Origin of the sequence: Leclercia sp. Colony189, assembly GCF_009740165.1 — a bacterium.
Taxonomy (GTDB): Bacteria; Pseudomonadota; Gammaproteobacteria; order Enterobacterales; family Enterobacteriaceae; genus Enterobacter.
In genome coordinates this window covers 3182544-3199155 of the sequence record NZ_CP046557.1, presented here as the reverse complement: position 1 = coordinate 3199155, position 16612 = coordinate 3182544, and the positions used below count along the sequence as shown (strand labels likewise).

The window sequence follows — 16612 nt, the reverse complement described above, 5'->3', positions numbered from 1 at the left end:
TGTGTGCAACTTATGAAACTCAGATTAAAAATGCGCGACGCGTCGCAAATTTTAGCCCACCACAGCCAGAATTATCGGGAACAGGAAAGGGGCGATCAGCGAGGTCAAAATCCCGCAGATCACCAGCGCCAGCGAACTGAAGGCACCTTCCTGATAATCCAGCTCCGCACAGCGGGCGGTGCCGAGGGCGTGTGAGGCGGTGCCCATCGCCAGCCCACGGGCAGATTTGGTGCGAATGCGCATGGCATTCAGCAGCGTATGGCCTAACACCGCACCCAGAATACCGACATAAATGACGCACACGGCGCTGATCGCCGGAATGCCGCCGAGGCTGCCGCCCACCGCCATTGCAATCGGCGTGGTCACCGATTTGGGCAGAATGGAGGCGGCAATTTCGGGTGTCGCCCCCATCAGCAACGCCACCGAGGTGCCGGTGATCATCGCCACCACGCTCCCGGCGAGACAGATGGTAATAATCGATTTCCAGCGGGCGCGGATCTGGTGCAGTTGCTCATAAAGCGGAAACGCCAGCGCAACCACCGCAGGCTGGAGCAGATCGTTGAGAACTTTGCTGCCCTGGAAATAGTGAGCGTAAGGGATGCCGGTTAACAGCAGGAAAGGGATGATCACCACCATCGCTACCAGCAGGGGATTAAGAAGAGGAAACTTCAGGCGCACCGCCAGCTTGCGGGCGGCGAAGAAGACCGCCACGGTGAGCGGCAACGACCACCAGATATTCGCCATCATTTTTTCTCTCCTTTCTGTCCAATCACTTTGCGCTCCCCGTGCGCCAGATGGGTGCTCCAGCTCACCACTAAAAACACCACCAGCGTACTGATCGTGCAGGAGACGAAGATCGGGCCAAACTGCGCGCTCAGCAGGTCGTAATACTGCATCACGCCCACACCGATGGGGACGAACAGAAGGGCCATATAGCGGATCAGGACCGAGCAGCCTGGCTTGACCCAGTTTGCCGGAAGGATCTGCAAGGCAAGCAGCACAAACAGGATCAGCATGCCGATAATACTGCCGGGAATGGCGATCGGCAGCAGAGAGGCAAGAAAGATACCTGCATAGAGGCAGGCATAAATAAGGATGAAGGCGCGCAGGTATTGCCAGACAACGATCAGTGATTTATTCATGGTGGAAGCCCTTAATGGAACGCATTCATCATACAATTAAAACCGGAAACGTGCTACGGATCACATCATGACTTTTGAGCATACCAGACATTCCCATTTGGAACCTCGGGCATTCCCCCAGCCAGAAGGGTAAAAACATTATAAATCAGCCCGGTTCCACGAGCCCTGAAACAGGGCTTTCCACCGTTACACAGAGCAGATACCATAGCGCCTCTTTTTTTACGGATATTGATATGCGTGTATTACTGGCACCGATGGAAGGCGTGCTCGATTCGCTGGTGCGCGAGCTGCTGACTGACGTTAACGATTATGATCTCTGCATCACCGAGTTCCTGCGGGTGGTGGATATGTTGTTGCCGGTAAAATCGTTTTACAGACTCTGTCCGGAGCTGCATCGCCAGAGCCGCACCGCCTCCGGTACGCTGGTGCGCGTCCAGCTTCTGGGACAATACCCCGAATGGCTGGCAGAAAACGCCGCGCGTGCCGTCGAGCTGGGCTCCTGGGGCGTGGATCTTAACTGCGGCTGTCCGTCGAAAATGGTCAACGGCAGCGGCGGCGGCGCCACGCTTCTGAAAGATCCCGAGCTTATCTACCGTGGCGCAAAAGCGATGCGCGAGGCGGTGCCCTCGCATCTGCCGGTGACCGTGAAGGTACGCCTCGGCTGGGACAGCGGCGACAGGCAGTTTGAAATTGCCGACGCCGTGCAGCAGGCGGGGGCGACCGAGCTGGTAGTTCACGGGCGCACTAAAGAAGATGGTTACAAAGCCGAACGCATTAACTGGCAGGCTATCGGCGAGATCCGCAAACGGCTGACTATCCCGGTGGTGGCCAATGGCGAAATCTGGGATCGCGAAAGCGCGCTGGCCTGCATGCAGGAGACCGGCTGCAATGCCATTATGATCGGGCGCGGGGCGCTCAACGTGCCCAACCTCAGCCGGGTGATTAAATACGATGAGCCGCGCATGCCGTGGGCGGATGTCGTCACGCTGCTGAAGAAGTACTCCCGCCTCGAAAAGCAGGGCGACACCGGCCTGTACCACGTGGCGCGCATCAAGCAGTGGTTGAGCTACCTGCGTAAAGAGTACGACGAGGCCCTGGATCTGTTTCAGGAGATCCGCGCTCTGCAATCTTCAGCGGAGATTGCCCGGGTCATACAGTCAAAATAGGCCAACATCGATCTGCATCACGTTTTTCAGCGGGACGCATTGAGGCGCAGCGCGAAACTGGTAAAGTGCGCTAACTGGATTGTTACTGCTGCGGCAGGCAAAACCTGATTATCTGGCATCTGCCGGATAATCAGGTTTTTTTGTTTCTGGGGCATGGGATGAAGATTGCCAAAATACTGAATAACAATGTGGTGGTTGTTCTGGATGAACAGGGGCGTGAGCAGGTGGTGATGGGCCGTGGGCTGGCCTTTCAAAAGCACCCTGGCGACAGTGTCCCGAAAGAGAACATCGAGAAAGTGTTTGCCCTGCAAAGCGACGAGCTGGTGCAGCGGCTGGGGGAGTTACTCAGCCAGATCCCGCTGGAAGTGATGACCACCTGCGACCGCATTATCGGGCTGGCGGCGCAGCGGCTGGGGAAACTGCAGGAGAGTTTGTACATCACCTTAACCGACCACTGCTACTTTGCGATTGAGCGGCAGAAGAAGGGGCTGGCGATCAAAAACGTGCTGCTGTGGGACATTAAGCGGCTCTATCCGAAAGAGTTTGAGCTGGGCCAGCAGGCCCGGGCCATCATCGCCAAACGGCTGGATGTCGAGCTGGGCGAAGATGAAGCCGGGTTTATCGCGCTGCATCTGGTAACTGCCCAGCTGCACAGCGAGATGCCGGAGGTCATGCACGTCACCCGGGTGATGCAGGAGATCCTGCAGCTGGTGAAATACAGCTTACAGCTGGAGTATGACGAGGAGTCGCTCAGCTATCAGCGCTTCGTCACCCATCTGAAGTTCTTCGCCCAGCGGATGCTGACCCGCACCGTAGTGGCGGATGATGATGCCACGCTGCATTCGGCGGTAAAAGAGAACTACGGCAAAGCCTGGGTGTGCGCCGAGAAGATTGCCCGGCATCTGCAAAAGAGTTATCAGCGCGAGCTGACCACAGAAGAGATTATGTTTCTCACCATTCATATTGAGCGCGTGAGAAAAGAGGGGCGCTAAGCCCCCCACAAACGGATTGTTACTGCGTTACGCAGGCAAAACCTGAGCGCGGCGCCCGAAAGGGTGTCGTTCTCGGGTTTTTTTATTTTTACGACTCAGTCAAACCCTGCCTGCGGGCAGTGAAAAAGGAAACAGAGATGGAATATCAAGCACTGGCGAAGGATATTCTCGGCCACGTTGGCGGCAAGGAGAATATTGTCAGCCTGGTTCATTGCGCTACCCGGCTGCGTTTTAAACTGAAAGACGCTCAGCATGCCGATGCCGAAGGGCTGAAGAAAAATCCAGGCGTGATCATGGTGGTTGAAAGCGGCGGCCAGTTCCAGGTGGTGATTGGCAACCACGTCCACGACGTCTGGCAGGCGGTATGCCAGGAGGCGGGGCTGGCTGACGACGCGCCCGCCGCAGAGATTAAAGGCGAAAAAACCAGCCTCGGCGGCCAGCTTATCGACATCGTCTCCGGCATTTTTACCCCCTTTATCGGCGTCCTCGCCGCGTCGGGGATCCTGAAGGGGATCCTGGCGCTGGCGGTGGTGTGCGGCTGGCTGACCACCGACAGCGGCACCTACAAAATCTGGTTTGCTACCAGTGACGCGCTGTTCTTCTTCTTCCCGCTGGTGCTGGGCTACACCGCCGGGAAAAAGTTTGGTGGCAACCCCTTTATCACCATGGTGATTGGCGGGGCGCTGGTGCATCCGACCATGATTCAGGCCTTTGAGGCCAGCCAGCAGGCGGGCGCGGCGGCCAATGCCTTCCTCGCCATTCCGGTGACCTGGTTCAACTACAGCTCGTCGGTCATTCCGATCATTCTCGCCGCCTGGGTCAGCTGCTGGCTGGAGAAGCAGGGCAACAAGTGCCTGCCGTCGGCGATGAAAAATTTCTTCACCCCGCTGATCTGCTTAGGTCTGACGGTGCCGCTGACCTTCCTGGTCATTGGCCCGGTTGCCACCTGGCTCAGCCAGATGCTGGCGAACAGCTATCAGTGGATCTACGTGCTTGCTCCCTGGCTGGCTGGCGCGGCGATGGGCGCGGTCTGGCAGGTCTGCGTCATCTTCGGCCTGCACTGGGGGCTGGTGCCGCTGATGATCAATAACCTCGCCGTGCTGGGTCACGACTCCATGCTGCCAATGTTACTCCCGGCGGTGATGGGCCAGGTGGGGGCCGCGTCTGGCGTCTTCCTGCGAACCCGCGATACACGGCTGAAAATGCTGGCGGGCTCCTCAGTCACGGCGGGGATTTTCGGTATCACCGAGCCGGCGGTTTATGGCGTGAATCTGCCCCTGCGCCGTCCCTTTATCTTTGGCTGCGTGGCGGGGGCGGTCGGCGGCGCGATTGTCGGTTTCGCCGATACCCATGTCTACTCTTTTGGCTTCGGCAATATCTTCACCATCGCACAGATGATCCCGCCGGGCGGGGTGGATGCCACGCTCTGGGGCGGGATTGCGGGTATGGTGGTGGCGCTGGTGCTGAGCTGCGTCCTGACCCTGATTGCCGGCATGCCCGCCAGCCCGGCCACTGCCCCGGTGACGGCGAACGTCGATGAAGGCACGGTGCTCTCGCCGATGCGTGGCACAGTGCTGGCACTGGATCAGGTGCCGGACGCCACTTTTGCCAGCGGCCTGCTCGGTCAGGGCGCGGCGATCATTCCTGCTGATAATAAAGTCATTGCCCCTTTTGCCGGGGAGGTGGCCTCGATATTTGCCACTAAACATGCCATCGGCCTGCTGAGCGACAGCGGCATCGAGGTGCTGATCCACGTCGGGATCGATACCGTGAAGCTCGACGGCAAGCCGTTTACCGCCCACGTGAAGGTGGGTGACAAAATACAGCCTGGCGATCTGCTGCTGGAGTTTGACCGCCAGGCCATCCTCGATGCCGGATACGATCTGGCGACCCCGATTATTATCAGCAACAGCGACGACTACCGTGCTGTCGAGACCGTGGCGGCGACCGCCGTCGAGGCCGGCGCGCCGTTGCTTTGCGTAAGCCATCAATAACAGGAGAACCGAATGAAAACTTTCCCGGACGATTTCTTATGGGGCGGCGCGGTTGCCGCGAATCAGGTAGAAGGCGCTTATCTGGACGATGGCAAAGGATTGTCCACCTCTGACGTACAGCCCCAGGGGGTGTTTGGCCCGGTGGTGGAGCGCGTGGCGGGCGACAGCGGTATCAAAGACGTGGCGATCGATTTCTATCATCGCTACCCGGAGGACATCAGACTGTTTGCCGAAATGGGCTTCAGCTGCCTGCGCGTCTCCATTGCCTGGACGCGTATCTTCCCGAACGGCGATGAACAGCAGCCGAACGAGGCCGGACTGGCTTTCTACGACAAACTGTTTGACGAGCTGGCGGCCCACAACATCACCCCGCTGGTGACCCTTTCGCACTACGAGATGCCGTGGGGGCTGGTGAAGCAGTACGGCGGCTGGGGGAGCCGCCAGACGATCGGGTTCTTCGAGCGTTATGCCCGCACCGTTTTCACTCGCTATCAGCACAAGGTAAAGCTGTGGCTCACCTTTAACGAAATCAATATGTCCCTGCACGCGCCGATGACCGGTGTCGGCCTGCCGGAAACCAGCAGCAAGGCGGAGGTCTATCAGGCGATCCATCATCAGCTGGTGGCGAGCGCGCTGGCGGTAAAAGCCTGCCACGAGATCATCCCGGATGCCAAAATCGGCAACATGCTGCTGGGCGGCCTGGTCTATCCGCTGACCTGCAAGCCGGACGACGTGCTGGAAGCCCTGCAGGAAAACCGCGCCTGGCAGTTCTTCGGCGACGTGCAGTGCCGCGGGGCGTACCCGGGCTATATGCTGCGCTTCTTCCGCGATCACGGCATCACGCTTGACGTCACGGAGGCCGATCGCGAGGCGCTGAAAACGACCATCGACTTTATCTCCTTCAGCTACTACATGACCGGCTGTGTCACTACCGATGAAGAACTGAACCAGCAGGCGCGCGGCAACATCCTCAGCATGGTGCCTAACCCGCATCTGGCAAGCTCGGAGTGGGGCTGGCAGATTGACCCGGTTGGCCTGCGTACCCTGCTGAACGTGCTCTGGGATCGCTATCAGAAGCCGCTGTTTATTGTTGAGAACGGCCTGGGGGCGAAGGACAAGCCGGACGCCGACGGCAGGGTGCAGGATGATTACCGCATCAGCTATCTCAACGACCACCTGGTGCAGGTGCGCGAGGCGATTGACGACGGCGTGGAAGTGATGGGCTACACCAGCTGGGGGCCGATCGATCTGGTGAGTGCTTCCAAAGCGGAGCTCTCAAAACGCTACGGCTTTATCTATGTCGATCGTGACGACAGCGGGGCCGGCACCCTGGCGCGCAGCCGCAAGAAGAGTTTTTACTGGTATCAGGAGGTGATTGCGACCAAAGGCGCTTCGCTGAAAGCCTGATGATTGCAATGGCGCCCGCCACGCCCCGGGCGCCTTTTCCAGGTATGTAAAGGTATGACAAATTGTGGATTGCCACCCATTCCTAAACAAAGGAGGCGAGACGGGCGTATTTTGCCCCCTTCTTTATTGGGGTGAATAACGTGATGAAACGTTCGACTTTTTATTTCTGCTGCCTGCCTTTATCTCTGCTTCTGGTTGCCTGCGCGCCCGGCCACGATCCCGCTGCCTCGCTTAATCAACAGATCCCCGCTGCGAAAATCGATACCGGCCTGGCTGCCGGCCAGTGGCCTAAAGATAGCTGGTGGGAAGATTTTCACGATCCAGAATTAAATAAGCTGATTACCAAAGCCCTGGCCGATGCGCCAGATATGACCATTGCCCGTCAGCGCATCGCCCTTGCCGAAGCGCAGGCCAAAATGGCCATGGCTGCCGATGGCCCGGAGGTTAATTTCTCTGCCGATGCAGAGCGCCAGAAGATGTCAGCCGAAGGGCTAATGGGCCCCTTCGCGATAACCGATCCGGCGGCCGGAACCACCGGCCCCTGGTATACCAACGGCACCTTTGGCCTGACCGCCGGCTGGGATCTGGATCTGTGGGGTAAAAACCGCGCCCAGGTGGAAGCCCGCATCGGGAAGGTCAATGCACAACAGGCGGAGCTGCAGCAGACCCGTCAACTGCTTGCCAGCAGCGTGGCGCGTCTTTACTGGGACTGGCAGACCCAGGCGGCCATCGGGCATCTCTTAACCGCCATCAAACAGGAGCAGCTCAAGATTATCGGTACCGACCGGGAGCTATACCAGCATGGCATTACCTCTTCCGTGGAAGGGGTGGAAACCGACATTAGCGCCAGTAAAACCGATGAGCGACTGGCGGAGGTGAAGGGGAAAATGAAAGCCATCGAGGCACGTCTGGCGGCGCTCACCAACTCCCCGACGGTGAAGCTCACCCCGCATGCCTTGCCCACTGTGGAGAGCAATTTGCCGTCGGCCCTCGGCTATGAATTACTGGCTCGCCGCCCTGATTTACAGGAGGCGCACTGGTATATCGAAGCCTCCCTGCATGAGGTGGATGCGGCGAAAGCGGCCTTCTATCCCGATGTAAACCTGATGGCCTTCCTGCAACAGGATGCGCTGCACTTAAGCGATCTGTTCCGCTCCTCGGCGCAGCAGATGGGCGTCACCGCCGGTCTGACCCTGCCAATTTTTGACAGCGGACGCCTGAATGCGAATCTTGATATTGCCCAGGCGCAAAGCAATCTGTCGATTGCTCACTACAACAAAGCGGTGGTGGAGGCGGTCAATCAGGTGACCCGCTGCGCCAGCGACGTTGAAACGCTGATGGCAAAAAATAAACATCAGCAGCGCGTGGAAGCCGATGCCGCCCGGGTCGTGGCCCTGGCGCAGGCGCGTTTCAACGCCGGGATTGTCGCAGGCTCGCGCGTCAGCGAGGCCAGAATCCCCGCCCTGCAGGAACAACTCGCCGGGATTGCGCTGCAGGGGCAATACGTGGATGCCACCCTGCAACTCACCTCTGCGCTCGGCGGCGGCTATCACCACGGGTGAAAAGTGAGAAGTAACTATACTTATCTCTTTGTCTTCTTTTCTGGAGGTGAGTATGGGTTCAACCAATCGTGTGGCTATTGTAACGGCATCAGATTCGGGAATCGGCAAAACCACAGCGCTGATGCTGGCGGAGCGTGGGTTTGATATTGGCGTGACCTGGCACTCGGATGAAGAAGGGGCGATGAAAACCTGTCGCGAGATCGAGGCGCGCGGGCAGCGGGCAGAGGCCATCCATCTGGATCTCAGCCAACTGCCGGACGGGGCGAAAGCCATCGAGACGCTGATTGAACGTTTCGGCCGTCTTGACGTGCTGGTCAATAACGCCGGAGCGATGACCAAAGCGCCGTTTCTTGAGATGGAATATGACCAGTGGCGATCCATTTTTAGCGTCGATGTGGACGGGGCATTTCTCTGTTCGCAGATCGCCGCCCGGCAGATGGTGAAGCAGGGGGAGGGGGGACGTATCGTCAATATCACCTCGGTGCATGAACACACGCCGCTGCCGGAGGCCAGCGCTTACACCTCAGCCAAACACGCCCTCGGCGGCCTGACCAAGTCGATGGCGATGGAGCTGGTTCACCATAACATTCTGGTGAACGCCGTGGCGCCGGGCGCCATTGCCACCCCGATGAATGACATGGACGACAGCGAAGTGAAGCCCGGCTCCATGCCCAACATTCCACTGGCAAGGCCGGGGCATACCAAAGAGATTGCCAGCCTGGTCGCCTGGCTATGTGACACCGACGCCAGCTACGCCACCGGACAGTCATTTATCGTCGATGGCGGCTTTATGCTGGGCAATCCGCAGTTTAAACCGGAGCAGTAATGCTTAGCTGCGATCCCGGCGTTTAAGCCACCAGCGCACCGCGAAAACCAGCACCAGCACCCCAATCAGCCAGATCCAGTGGCGCAGGTGCTGGTCCAGCGCGTGCAGCCAGGGCTCCAGCACTTCACCGCCCACGTAGCCTAAAGTAGTGAAGAGCAGCGCCCAGATGATGGCGCCCACAATGTTCAGCGGCAGAAAAATTTTTGGCGGCAGGTGACTGGCCCCAATCAGCAGCGGGCCGATGATGCGGAAACCGTACATAAAGCGGGTGCCGATCACGAAAAGGTAAGGGTGGCGCTGGATCAGCTGCTGGGCGCGGTTGATTTTCTTCTGATGGCGGGAAAAGCGCCGCAGGATCGCCGGACCAAACCGGACGCCAAGCAGATAGAGTAGCTGATCGCCGATCATGCCCCCCAGCGCTACTGCGGCCACGACCAGGGGAAAACGCAGCAGCCCCTGATGCGCCGCCACGCCACCCAGTAGGGTGATAGTCTCGCCTTCCGCTATGCTGCCAATAACCAACGCGGCATAGCCATACTGTGCAATGAGAGTATTAATGTCCATAGGGGTAAGCGTAGCTGTCCTGAGAAAGTCTGCCTAATCATACACTCCCTCTGTCAATGAACCGACAATGACCATTTCCTTGTGTTGCTCAAAAAATAATCTCAGGCTGCATTATACTTGAGTTATCGCTAGCGGGCCGACAACAAGGGGGCGTTATGAACCATGTCTGGGGACTCTTTTCCCATCCCGATCGTGAAATGCACGTGATCAGAAGCGAAAACGAAACGGTCAGCCATCACTATACCCACCATGTGTTGTTGATGGCCGCCGTACCGGTAATTTGCGCGTTCATTGGTACCACGCAAATTGGCTGGGATTTTGACGACGGCAACATTGTAAAACTTTCGTGGACAACCGGACTGGCGCTGGCCGCGGTCTTTTACGCGCTGATGCTGGCAGGGGTGGCGGTAATGGGGCGGGTGATTTACTGGATGGCGCGTCGCTATCCGCAGCGTCCTTCCCTGGCGCACTGCATGGTGTTTGCCGGTTACGTGGCAACGCCGCTATTTTTAAGCGGGATTGTGGCGCTCTATCCTATTGTCTGGCTCTGCGCGCTGGTGGGCACCCTGGCGCTGTTTTATACCGGTTATCTGCTCTATATCGGTATTCCTACCTTCCTGAATATCAATAAAGAGGAGGGCCGCAGCTTTTCCGGTTCTACGCTCGCCATCGGTGTGCTGTTGCTGGAAGTGTTACTGGCGCTGACGGTTATTCTTTGGGGTTATGGATATCGTCTCTTCTGACGTCACTGCATTGCTGGCGGAATTGCCAGCAATGCAGCATCTGTTCACGATTAACTACTGGTAGCAAGGCATCCGGACGGCTATGATGCCTTAGCCAGCCCGTGTTCTCGCTTCGGCCCGGGCGGCGTACGTTATTACGTGCGTGAATAATTATCCGAAATCTCACCATGCTGAAATTCCGCGTTTCTTTACTGAGTCTTGCTCTGTTGCTGGCTGTGCCAGTGGCGACCCCCGCAATCGCCAACACTGCCGCTGTGGCTACGGCGACACAGCCGGAGATTGCTTCCGGCAGCGCTATGATCGTCGATCTGAATACCAACAAAGTGATCTATTCCAGCCACCCGAATCTGGTGCGCCCGATCGCTTCGATTACCAAATTAATGACCGCGATGGTGGTGCTGGATGCACGGCTGCCGCTGGATGAAAAACTGCGCGTCGACATCAGCCATACGCCAGAGATGAAAGGGATTTATTCCCGCGTGCGTCTGAACAGCGAAATCAGCCGTAAAAATATGCTGCTGCTGGCGCTGATGTCCTCGGAAAACCGCGCCGCGGCAAGCCTGGCCCACCACTATCCGGGCGGCTATGACGCTTTTATCCGCGCCATGAACGCCAAAGCGAAGGCGCTGGGCATGACCCAGACGCGTTTTGTGGAGCCAACCGGTCTGTCGATTCATAACGTCTCGACGGCGCAGGATCTGACGAAGCTGCTGATTGCCACTAAGCAGTATCCGCTGCTCGGCCAGCTCAGCACCACCCGCGAAGAGATGGCCACTTTCTCGCATCCGGCCTATACCCTGCCGTTTCGTAACACCAACCATCTGGTCTACCGCGATAACTGGAATATCCAGCTGACTAAAACCGGCTTTACCAACGCGGCGGGCCACTGTCTGGTGATGCGCACGGTCTTTAATGGCAAGCCGGTAGCGCTGGTGGTGATGGATGCCTTTGGCAAATATACCCACTTTGCCGATGCCAGCCGGCTGCGGACCTGGATTGAAACCGGAAAAGTCACCCCGGTTCCCGCCGCGGCCCTGAGCTACAAAAAGCAAAAAGCCGCCCAGATGGCGACGGCGCAGAACGATTGAATCGCGTTTAATGCCCGGCGGCGCTTCGCTTGCACGGGCCTACGGGTTGTGTAGGCCGGGTAAGCGCAGCGCCACCCGGCAATACCGCGTTGAAATAGATTACTCCGGCAGCGTCCAGTCACCCTCGTTAAGGGGGCGCTGCAAAATTAGCGTATCGCGCCAGTCACCTTTCTTATATCCCACGCTTCTGAGCTGCCCCGCCACTTCAAAACCGTGCTTTTTATGCAGGCGTAACGACCCGGCGTTGTTTGGCCCGTCGCCCACCACGGCGATCATCTGGCGCCACGGCCCCTCTTCGCTGCGGGCAATCAGGGCGCTCAGCAGCGCGCTGCCAAAGCCGCGTCCGGGCGTGCTGGCCTCGACGTAAATCGACTCTTCAAGGGTATAACGGTAGGCGGGGCGTGCACGATAGTGGGTGGCGTAGCAGTAACCCACCACGATACCCCGATAGAGCGCCACCAGCCACGGCAACCCCTGACTGGTCACCGCGTGTATGCGCTCGCGCATCTCGTCAACGGTAGGAGGCACTTCTTCAAACGATGCGCGTCCGTTCAGCACGTGCCAGGCATAGATGGCGGCAATGGCATGCGCATCCTCAAGCTCGGCATCGCGAACCTGAACGTCAGTTTCGGAGAAAGTTTCAACAGCCGACATAATATGTCCGCTCCTCATCAAAAAAAGCCAGAGAAACGTTTCTCTGGCGACCCGTGGCTACTCTAGTACGATTTATAGGGGCTTAATAGTAGGTCCGTTCGGGCTAACTGGTGTGATCAGTAGCTTGCGAGCCATTACGCACTGTTTCTGACTCCTCTTTCCAGTTTTTATGCTTGGTTGTTTTGCCAATCCCCGGGTTCATACTGTTAGTTGGGTCATTAGCGCGATAAAACTGTTTTAATGAATCCGGTGCTTCGTAAATGTGACCGACATTGTGTTCCGCCGGATATTGCGCGCCGCGCGCCTTCAACAGGGCCAGCATTTGCGCCTTCAGGGCGTGGGCATCGACCCCTTTTTTAACGATGTAATCCTGGTGGAAGACGTAACACATAAAGTGGCCGTAATAGAGCTTATGCACCAGCTGGCTGTCGATCTCCGGCGGCAGTTTTTCGAACCATTCGGTATCGTTGCGGCGCAGGGCGATATCCAGCGCCAGAATATCCTCTACCTCGTCGGCGTGAACCGCCTGATAGCGGATCGCGGCGCCAGCAGCGGCAAAGCGGTGTAAAAAGGCCTTGCTGCCCTCTTCCGGGGTGCAGGCAAAGAAATCCCCCTCCGCGGTTTTGAAGAATTCGCTCAACCAGCTTTGCGCTTCGGCAATGCCGTCGCCCGCCATTTTCAGCAGCAGGTGATGTTCATACTTATCCCGCCAGCTTTTCATCCGCGGCGGCAGGTGTGCCGGGAATGCGCTGCCCAGCTTCTGCATGAAGCGGTCGGTAAAGTTAGGCTTAAACAGCGACACCTTCTCCAGCATCGCATCGGTGCGTCCCTTCATGGTGAAGAAGAAGGGCATCTTGTCGGTGCCGAGCTTGTCGATCATCAGGAAGGTGTCTTTGCCATAGCGTTCGGCGATGTCGTAAATATCCCGGTGCATATACTCGCCGGCGACCGGCAGATGGGTAAACTCCCCGAGAATGTGGCGACGGATAGTGGTCAGCACCTCCGGCTGGTTGGTGCCGATATAGAACACCTGCTGGCGTTTCTCGGCCGGGAAGGTGTCCAGGCGTACGGCAAAGACCGCCAGCTTGCCGGCACAGCCGGAGGATTCAAACAGACGGTCCGGGTCGGCGTTATAGCGCGCCGGGGTGTCGGCATCAATTTCACGTACCCGGCTGATGTAATCATGGTCGTGAGCGTGGCGCCCGTCATGCAGGACATCGCTATCTTTAACGCGGTCATCATCCAGCTTGCTGAGGATCTGCTCCGGCGTGACCCCTAAATCGATACCCAGATGGTTCACCAGCGTCAGCTTGCCCTGCTCATCGATGCGGGCGAACAGCGACATTTCGGTATAGGCCGGGCCGCGCTGCACCAGCGAGCCGCCGGAGTTATTGCAGATCCCGCCGATCACCGAGGCGCCAATACAGGAGGAGCCAATCACCGAATGCGGCTCCCGGCCCAGCGGCTTGAGCGCCTTTTCCAGGGAGTAGAGCGTGGTGCCCGGGTAGGCCAGCACCTGCTCGCCCTTATCCAACAGATGCAGCTTATCGAGGCGCAGGGTGCTGATGATGACAATGTCGCGATCGTAATCATTGCCGTTCGGCGTGGAGCCTTCGGTCAGGCCGGTATTGGCCGCCTGCATCAGAATGATTTTGTCTGCCGCGACGCAGGCATTAAGTACCCGCCACAGCTCCAGCAGCGTGCCCGGGAACACCACCGCCAGCGCGTCCCCTTGGCCGGAGCGAAAGCCCTTGCGGTAGCGGGCGGTTTTTGCGGCGTCGGTAAGCAGGTGCGCCTGGCCTACCAGACGTGACAACTCGTTAATGAAGCTGGTGTTATCGTGCAGTTGTACAGAAGACATCATCCACCCCTTGTGGTTATTCAAATGCGTCGTCGAAAATCATAGCGCGATTAATGTTTAAGCGAACGACTATTCACCAGAAAAATCAGAGAATAAACCCTGCAACGTTCAGAGGGTTTATGGCACACTGCGCTTTTCGTACGGTCTGGCCGCGACTATCCGGCGGTTATTGATGAGAGAGTAAACGAAATGAAATGGCTCTGTTCTGTAGGTGTGGCTGTAAGTCTGGCGCTGCAACCCGCGCTGGCTGACGACCTGTTTGGCAATCATCCGCTCACGCCGGAAGCCCGGGACGCATTTGTAACCGACCTGCTTACTAAGATGTCGGTTGATGAGAAAATCGGCCAGCTGCGCCTCATCAGCGTCGGGCCGGATAATCCGAAAGAAGCCATTCGCGAGATGATTAAAAACGGGCAGGTAGGGGCGATTTTCAACACCGTCACCCGCCAGGATATCCGCAAGATGCAGGATCAGGTGATGGAACTCAGCCACCTGAAAATCCCGTTATTCTTCGCCTATGACGTGGTTCACGGCCAGCGTACCGTCTTCCCGATCAGCCTCGGCCTGGCCTCCTCCTTTAACCTCGAGGCGGTGAAAACCGTCGGTCGCGTCTCTGCATACGAGGCGGCGGATGATGGCCTCAACATGACCTGGGCCCCGATGGTGGACGTCTCCCGCGATCCACGCTGGGGCCGCGCCTCAGAAGGCTTCGGGGAGGATACTTATCTCACCGCGACGATGGGTAAAACCATGGTAGAAGCGATGCAGGGCAAAAGCCCGGCAGATCGCTACTCGGTGATGACCAGCGTCAAACACTTCGCCGCCTATGGCGCCGTGGAGGGCGGTAAAGAGTACAACACCGTCGACATGAGCCCGCAGCGCCTGTTTAACGACTATATGCCGCCGTACAAAGCGGGTCTGGATGCCGGCAGCGGCGCGGTAATGGTGGCCCTGAACTCCCTGAACGGGACGCCGGCCACCTCCGACAGCTGGTTGCTGAAAGAGGTTCTGCGCGACAAGTGGGGCTTTAAGGGCATCACCGTCTCCGATCACGGGGCGATCAAGGAGCTGATCAAGCACGGCACGGCGGCGGATCCGGAAGATGCGGTGCGGGTAGCGCTGAAATCCGGCATCAACATGAGCATGAGCGATGAGTACTACAGCAAGTACCTGCCGGGTCTGGTGAAGAGCGGTAAGGTCACCATGGCGGAGCTGGATGACGCCACGCGCCATGTTCTGAACGTCAAATATGATATGGGGCTGTTTAACGATCCGTACAGCCACCTGGGGCCAAAAGAGTCTGACCCGGTAGACACCAACGCTGAAAGCCGCCTGCACCGCAAAGAGGCGCGTGAAGTGGCGCGTGAGAGCCTGGTGCTGCTGAAAAACCGTCTCGAGACCCTGCCGCTGGCGAAATCTGGCACCGTGGCGGTGGTGGGCCCGCTGGCCGACAGCAAACGCGATGTGATGGGCAGCTGGTCTGCGGCAGGCGTGGCGGATCAGTCCGTCACGGTGCTGACGGGCATTAAAGATGCGCTGGGCGACAAAGGCAAAGTGATTTACGCCAAAGGGGCCAATGTCACCAACGATAAAGACATCGTCACCTTCCTCAACCAGTATGAAGAGGCCGTGAAGGTCGATCCGCGCTCCGCCCAGGAGATGATTGACGAAGCGGTGAATGCTGCGAAGCAGTCTGATGTGGTCGTGGCCGTCGTGGGTGAAGCTCAGGGGATGGCGCATGAAGCCTCGAGCCGTACCGATATCACCTTGCCGCAAAGCCAGCGCGATCTGATTGCCGCGCTGAAAGCCACCGGCAAGCCGCTGGTGCTGGTGCTGATGAACGGCCGTCCGCTGGCGCTGGTGAAAGAAGATCAGCAGGCTGACGCGATTCTGGAAACCTGGTTCGCCGGTACCGAGGGCGGTAACGCCATTGCCGACGTGCTGTTTGGTGACTACAACCCGTCGGGTAAACTGCCGATGTCCTTCCCGCGCTCGGTGGGGCAGATCCCGGTCTATTACAGCCACCTGAATACCGGCCGTCCTTACAACGCCGACAAGCCGAACAAGTACACCTCGCGCTACTTTGACGAAGCCAATGGTCCGCTCTATCCGTTTGGTTATGGCCTGAGCTACACCACCTTTAAGGTTTCTGAGGTGAAAATGTCGGCCCCGACCATGAAGGCGGACGGCACGGTGACCGCCAGCGTGGATGTCACCAACACCGGCAAACGTGAAGGGGAGACGGTGGTTCAGATGTACGTTCAGGATATTACCGCCTCCATGAGCCGCCCGGTAAAACAGCTGCGTGGCTTTGAGAAGGTTAACCTGAAACCGGGTGAAACGAAGACCATCAGCTTCCCGATCGACGTGGATGCGCTGAAGTTCTGGAATCAGCAGATGAAATATGACGCTGAGCCAGGCAAGTTCAACGTCTTTATCGGTACGGATTCTGCCCGCGTAAACAAGGGTGAGTTCGAACTGCTGTAAAAATAGCCCGGCGCTGCCGGGCAATATCCAGACGGGGCCGCCTCACCTGATTCGTGATCGGCCCCGCAATTTTTTTCCAGTCCCGCCTGAAACCGACCTGATTCCCTCTTTTTTATCCCTCCCTGG

The 16612-nt window shown here is 58.0% G+C and carries 14 protein-coding genes; 9 read left to right on the top strand and 5 right to left on the bottom strand.

Features of this window, described 5'->3' with window-relative positions; genetic code table 11:
- Nucleotides 1-51: 51 nt before the first annotated feature.
- Nucleotides 52-747 (bottom strand): CidB/LrgB family autolysis modulator, encoded by a 696-nt coding sequence (locus tag GNG29_RS15310; RefSeq protein ID WP_103180317.1) that lies wholly within the window; start codon nucleotides 745-747, stop codon nucleotides 52-54.
- Nucleotides 744-1142 (bottom strand): CidA/LrgA family protein, encoded by a 399-nt coding sequence (locus tag GNG29_RS15305; protein WP_103180316.1) that lies wholly within the window; start codon nucleotides 1140-1142, stop codon nucleotides 744-746. Before GNG29_RS15305 ends, GNG29_RS15310 begins: the two co-directional genes overlap by 4 nt.
- Nucleotides 1143-1375: 233 nt before the next feature.
- Between GNG29_RS15305 and dusC the strand changes: the two genes are divergently transcribed.
- The 6 genes from dusC (at nucleotide 1376) to GNG29_RS15275 (ending at nucleotide 9089) form a co-directional block, all read left to right on the top strand.
- Nucleotides 1376-2308, top strand: coding sequence for a tRNA dihydrouridine(16) synthase DusC (gene dusC, locus GNG29_RS15300; protein WP_156654896.1), 933 nt, complete (start codon nucleotides 1376-1378; stop codon nucleotides 2306-2308).
- A 158-nt stretch (nucleotides 2309-2466) separates the two neighbouring features.
- Complete coding sequence (gene licT, locus GNG29_RS15295) at nucleotides 2467-3300, top strand: BglG family transcription antiterminator LicT (protein ID WP_103180312.1); 834 nt, start codon at nucleotides 2467-2469, stop codon at nucleotides 3298-3300.
- A gap of 137 nt (nucleotides 3301-3437) precedes the next feature.
- Nucleotides 3438-5294, top strand: a complete 1857-nt coding sequence (bglF, locus tag GNG29_RS15290) for a PTS beta-glucoside transporter subunit IIABC (protein WP_156654894.1) — start codon at nucleotides 3438-3440, stop codon at nucleotides 5292-5294.
- A gap of 12 nt (nucleotides 5295-5306) precedes the next feature.
- The gene (locus tag GNG29_RS15285) at nucleotides 5307-6701 is read left to right on the top strand and encodes a glycoside hydrolase family 1 protein (protein ID WP_103180309.1); all 1395 of its coding nucleotides are present in this window, start codon (nucleotides 5307-5309) and stop codon (nucleotides 6699-6701) included.
- 143 nt (nucleotides 6702-6844) lie between these two features.
- Nucleotides 6845-8263: a multidrug resistance outer membrane protein MdtQ gene (mdtQ, locus tag GNG29_RS15280; protein WP_156654892.1), complete on the top strand. Its 1419-nt coding sequence runs from the start codon at nucleotides 6845-6847 to the stop codon at nucleotides 8261-8263.
- Between the two features lie 52 nt (nucleotides 8264-8315).
- Nucleotides 8316-9089 carry an SDR family oxidoreductase gene (locus GNG29_RS15275; RefSeq protein WP_103180306.1) on the top strand — a complete coding sequence of 258 codons (774 nt, stop codon included), beginning with the start codon at nucleotides 8316-8318 and terminating at the stop codon, nucleotides 9087-9089.
- Between the two features lie 3 nt (nucleotides 9090-9092).
- On the opposite strand, the gene GNG29_RS15270 is transcribed toward GNG29_RS15275, so the two are convergent.
- A complete protein-coding gene (locus GNG29_RS15270) occupies nucleotides 9093-9653 on the bottom strand; it encodes a DedA family protein (RefSeq protein ID WP_156654891.1) in 561 nt (186 codons plus the stop codon).
- Between the two features lie 155 nt (nucleotides 9654-9808).
- On the opposite strand from GNG29_RS15270, the gene GNG29_RS15265 reads away from it, so the two are divergent.
- Together GNG29_RS15265 and pbpG are read left to right on the top strand one after the other, a co-directional pair.
- On the top strand, nucleotides 9809-10396 hold the full coding sequence (locus tag GNG29_RS15265; RefSeq protein ID WP_103180303.1) for a Yip1 family protein: 588 nt from the start codon (nucleotides 9809-9811) through the stop codon (nucleotides 10394-10396).
- A gap of 167 nt (nucleotides 10397-10563) precedes the next feature.
- A complete protein-coding gene (pbpG, locus tag GNG29_RS15260; protein ID WP_103180301.1) occupies nucleotides 10564-11484 on the top strand; it encodes a D-alanyl-D-alanine endopeptidase in 921 nt (306 codons plus the stop codon).
- Nucleotides 11485-11583: 99 nt separating this feature from the next.
- Here the strand turns inward: pbpG and GNG29_RS15255 are convergent, their stop codons facing one another.
- Both GNG29_RS15255 and dld read right to left on the bottom strand, forming a co-directional pair.
- Nucleotides 11584-12138: a GNAT family N-acetyltransferase gene (locus GNG29_RS15255; protein ID WP_103180299.1), complete on the bottom strand. Its 555-nt coding sequence runs from the start codon at nucleotides 12136-12138 to the stop codon at nucleotides 11584-11586.
- Between the two features lie 103 nt (nucleotides 12139-12241).
- Complete coding sequence (dld, locus tag GNG29_RS15250; protein WP_103180298.1) at nucleotides 12242-13999, bottom strand: D-lactate dehydrogenase; 1758 nt, start codon at nucleotides 13997-13999, stop codon at nucleotides 12242-12244.
- A 189-nt stretch (nucleotides 14000-14188) separates the two neighbouring features.
- Between dld and bglX the strand changes: the two genes are divergently transcribed.
- Nucleotides 14189-16486: a beta-glucosidase BglX gene (gene bglX / locus GNG29_RS15245; RefSeq protein ID WP_156654890.1), complete on the top strand. Its 2298-nt coding sequence runs from the start codon at nucleotides 14189-14191 to the stop codon at nucleotides 16484-16486.
- Nucleotides 16487-16612 lie beyond the last annotated feature (126 nt).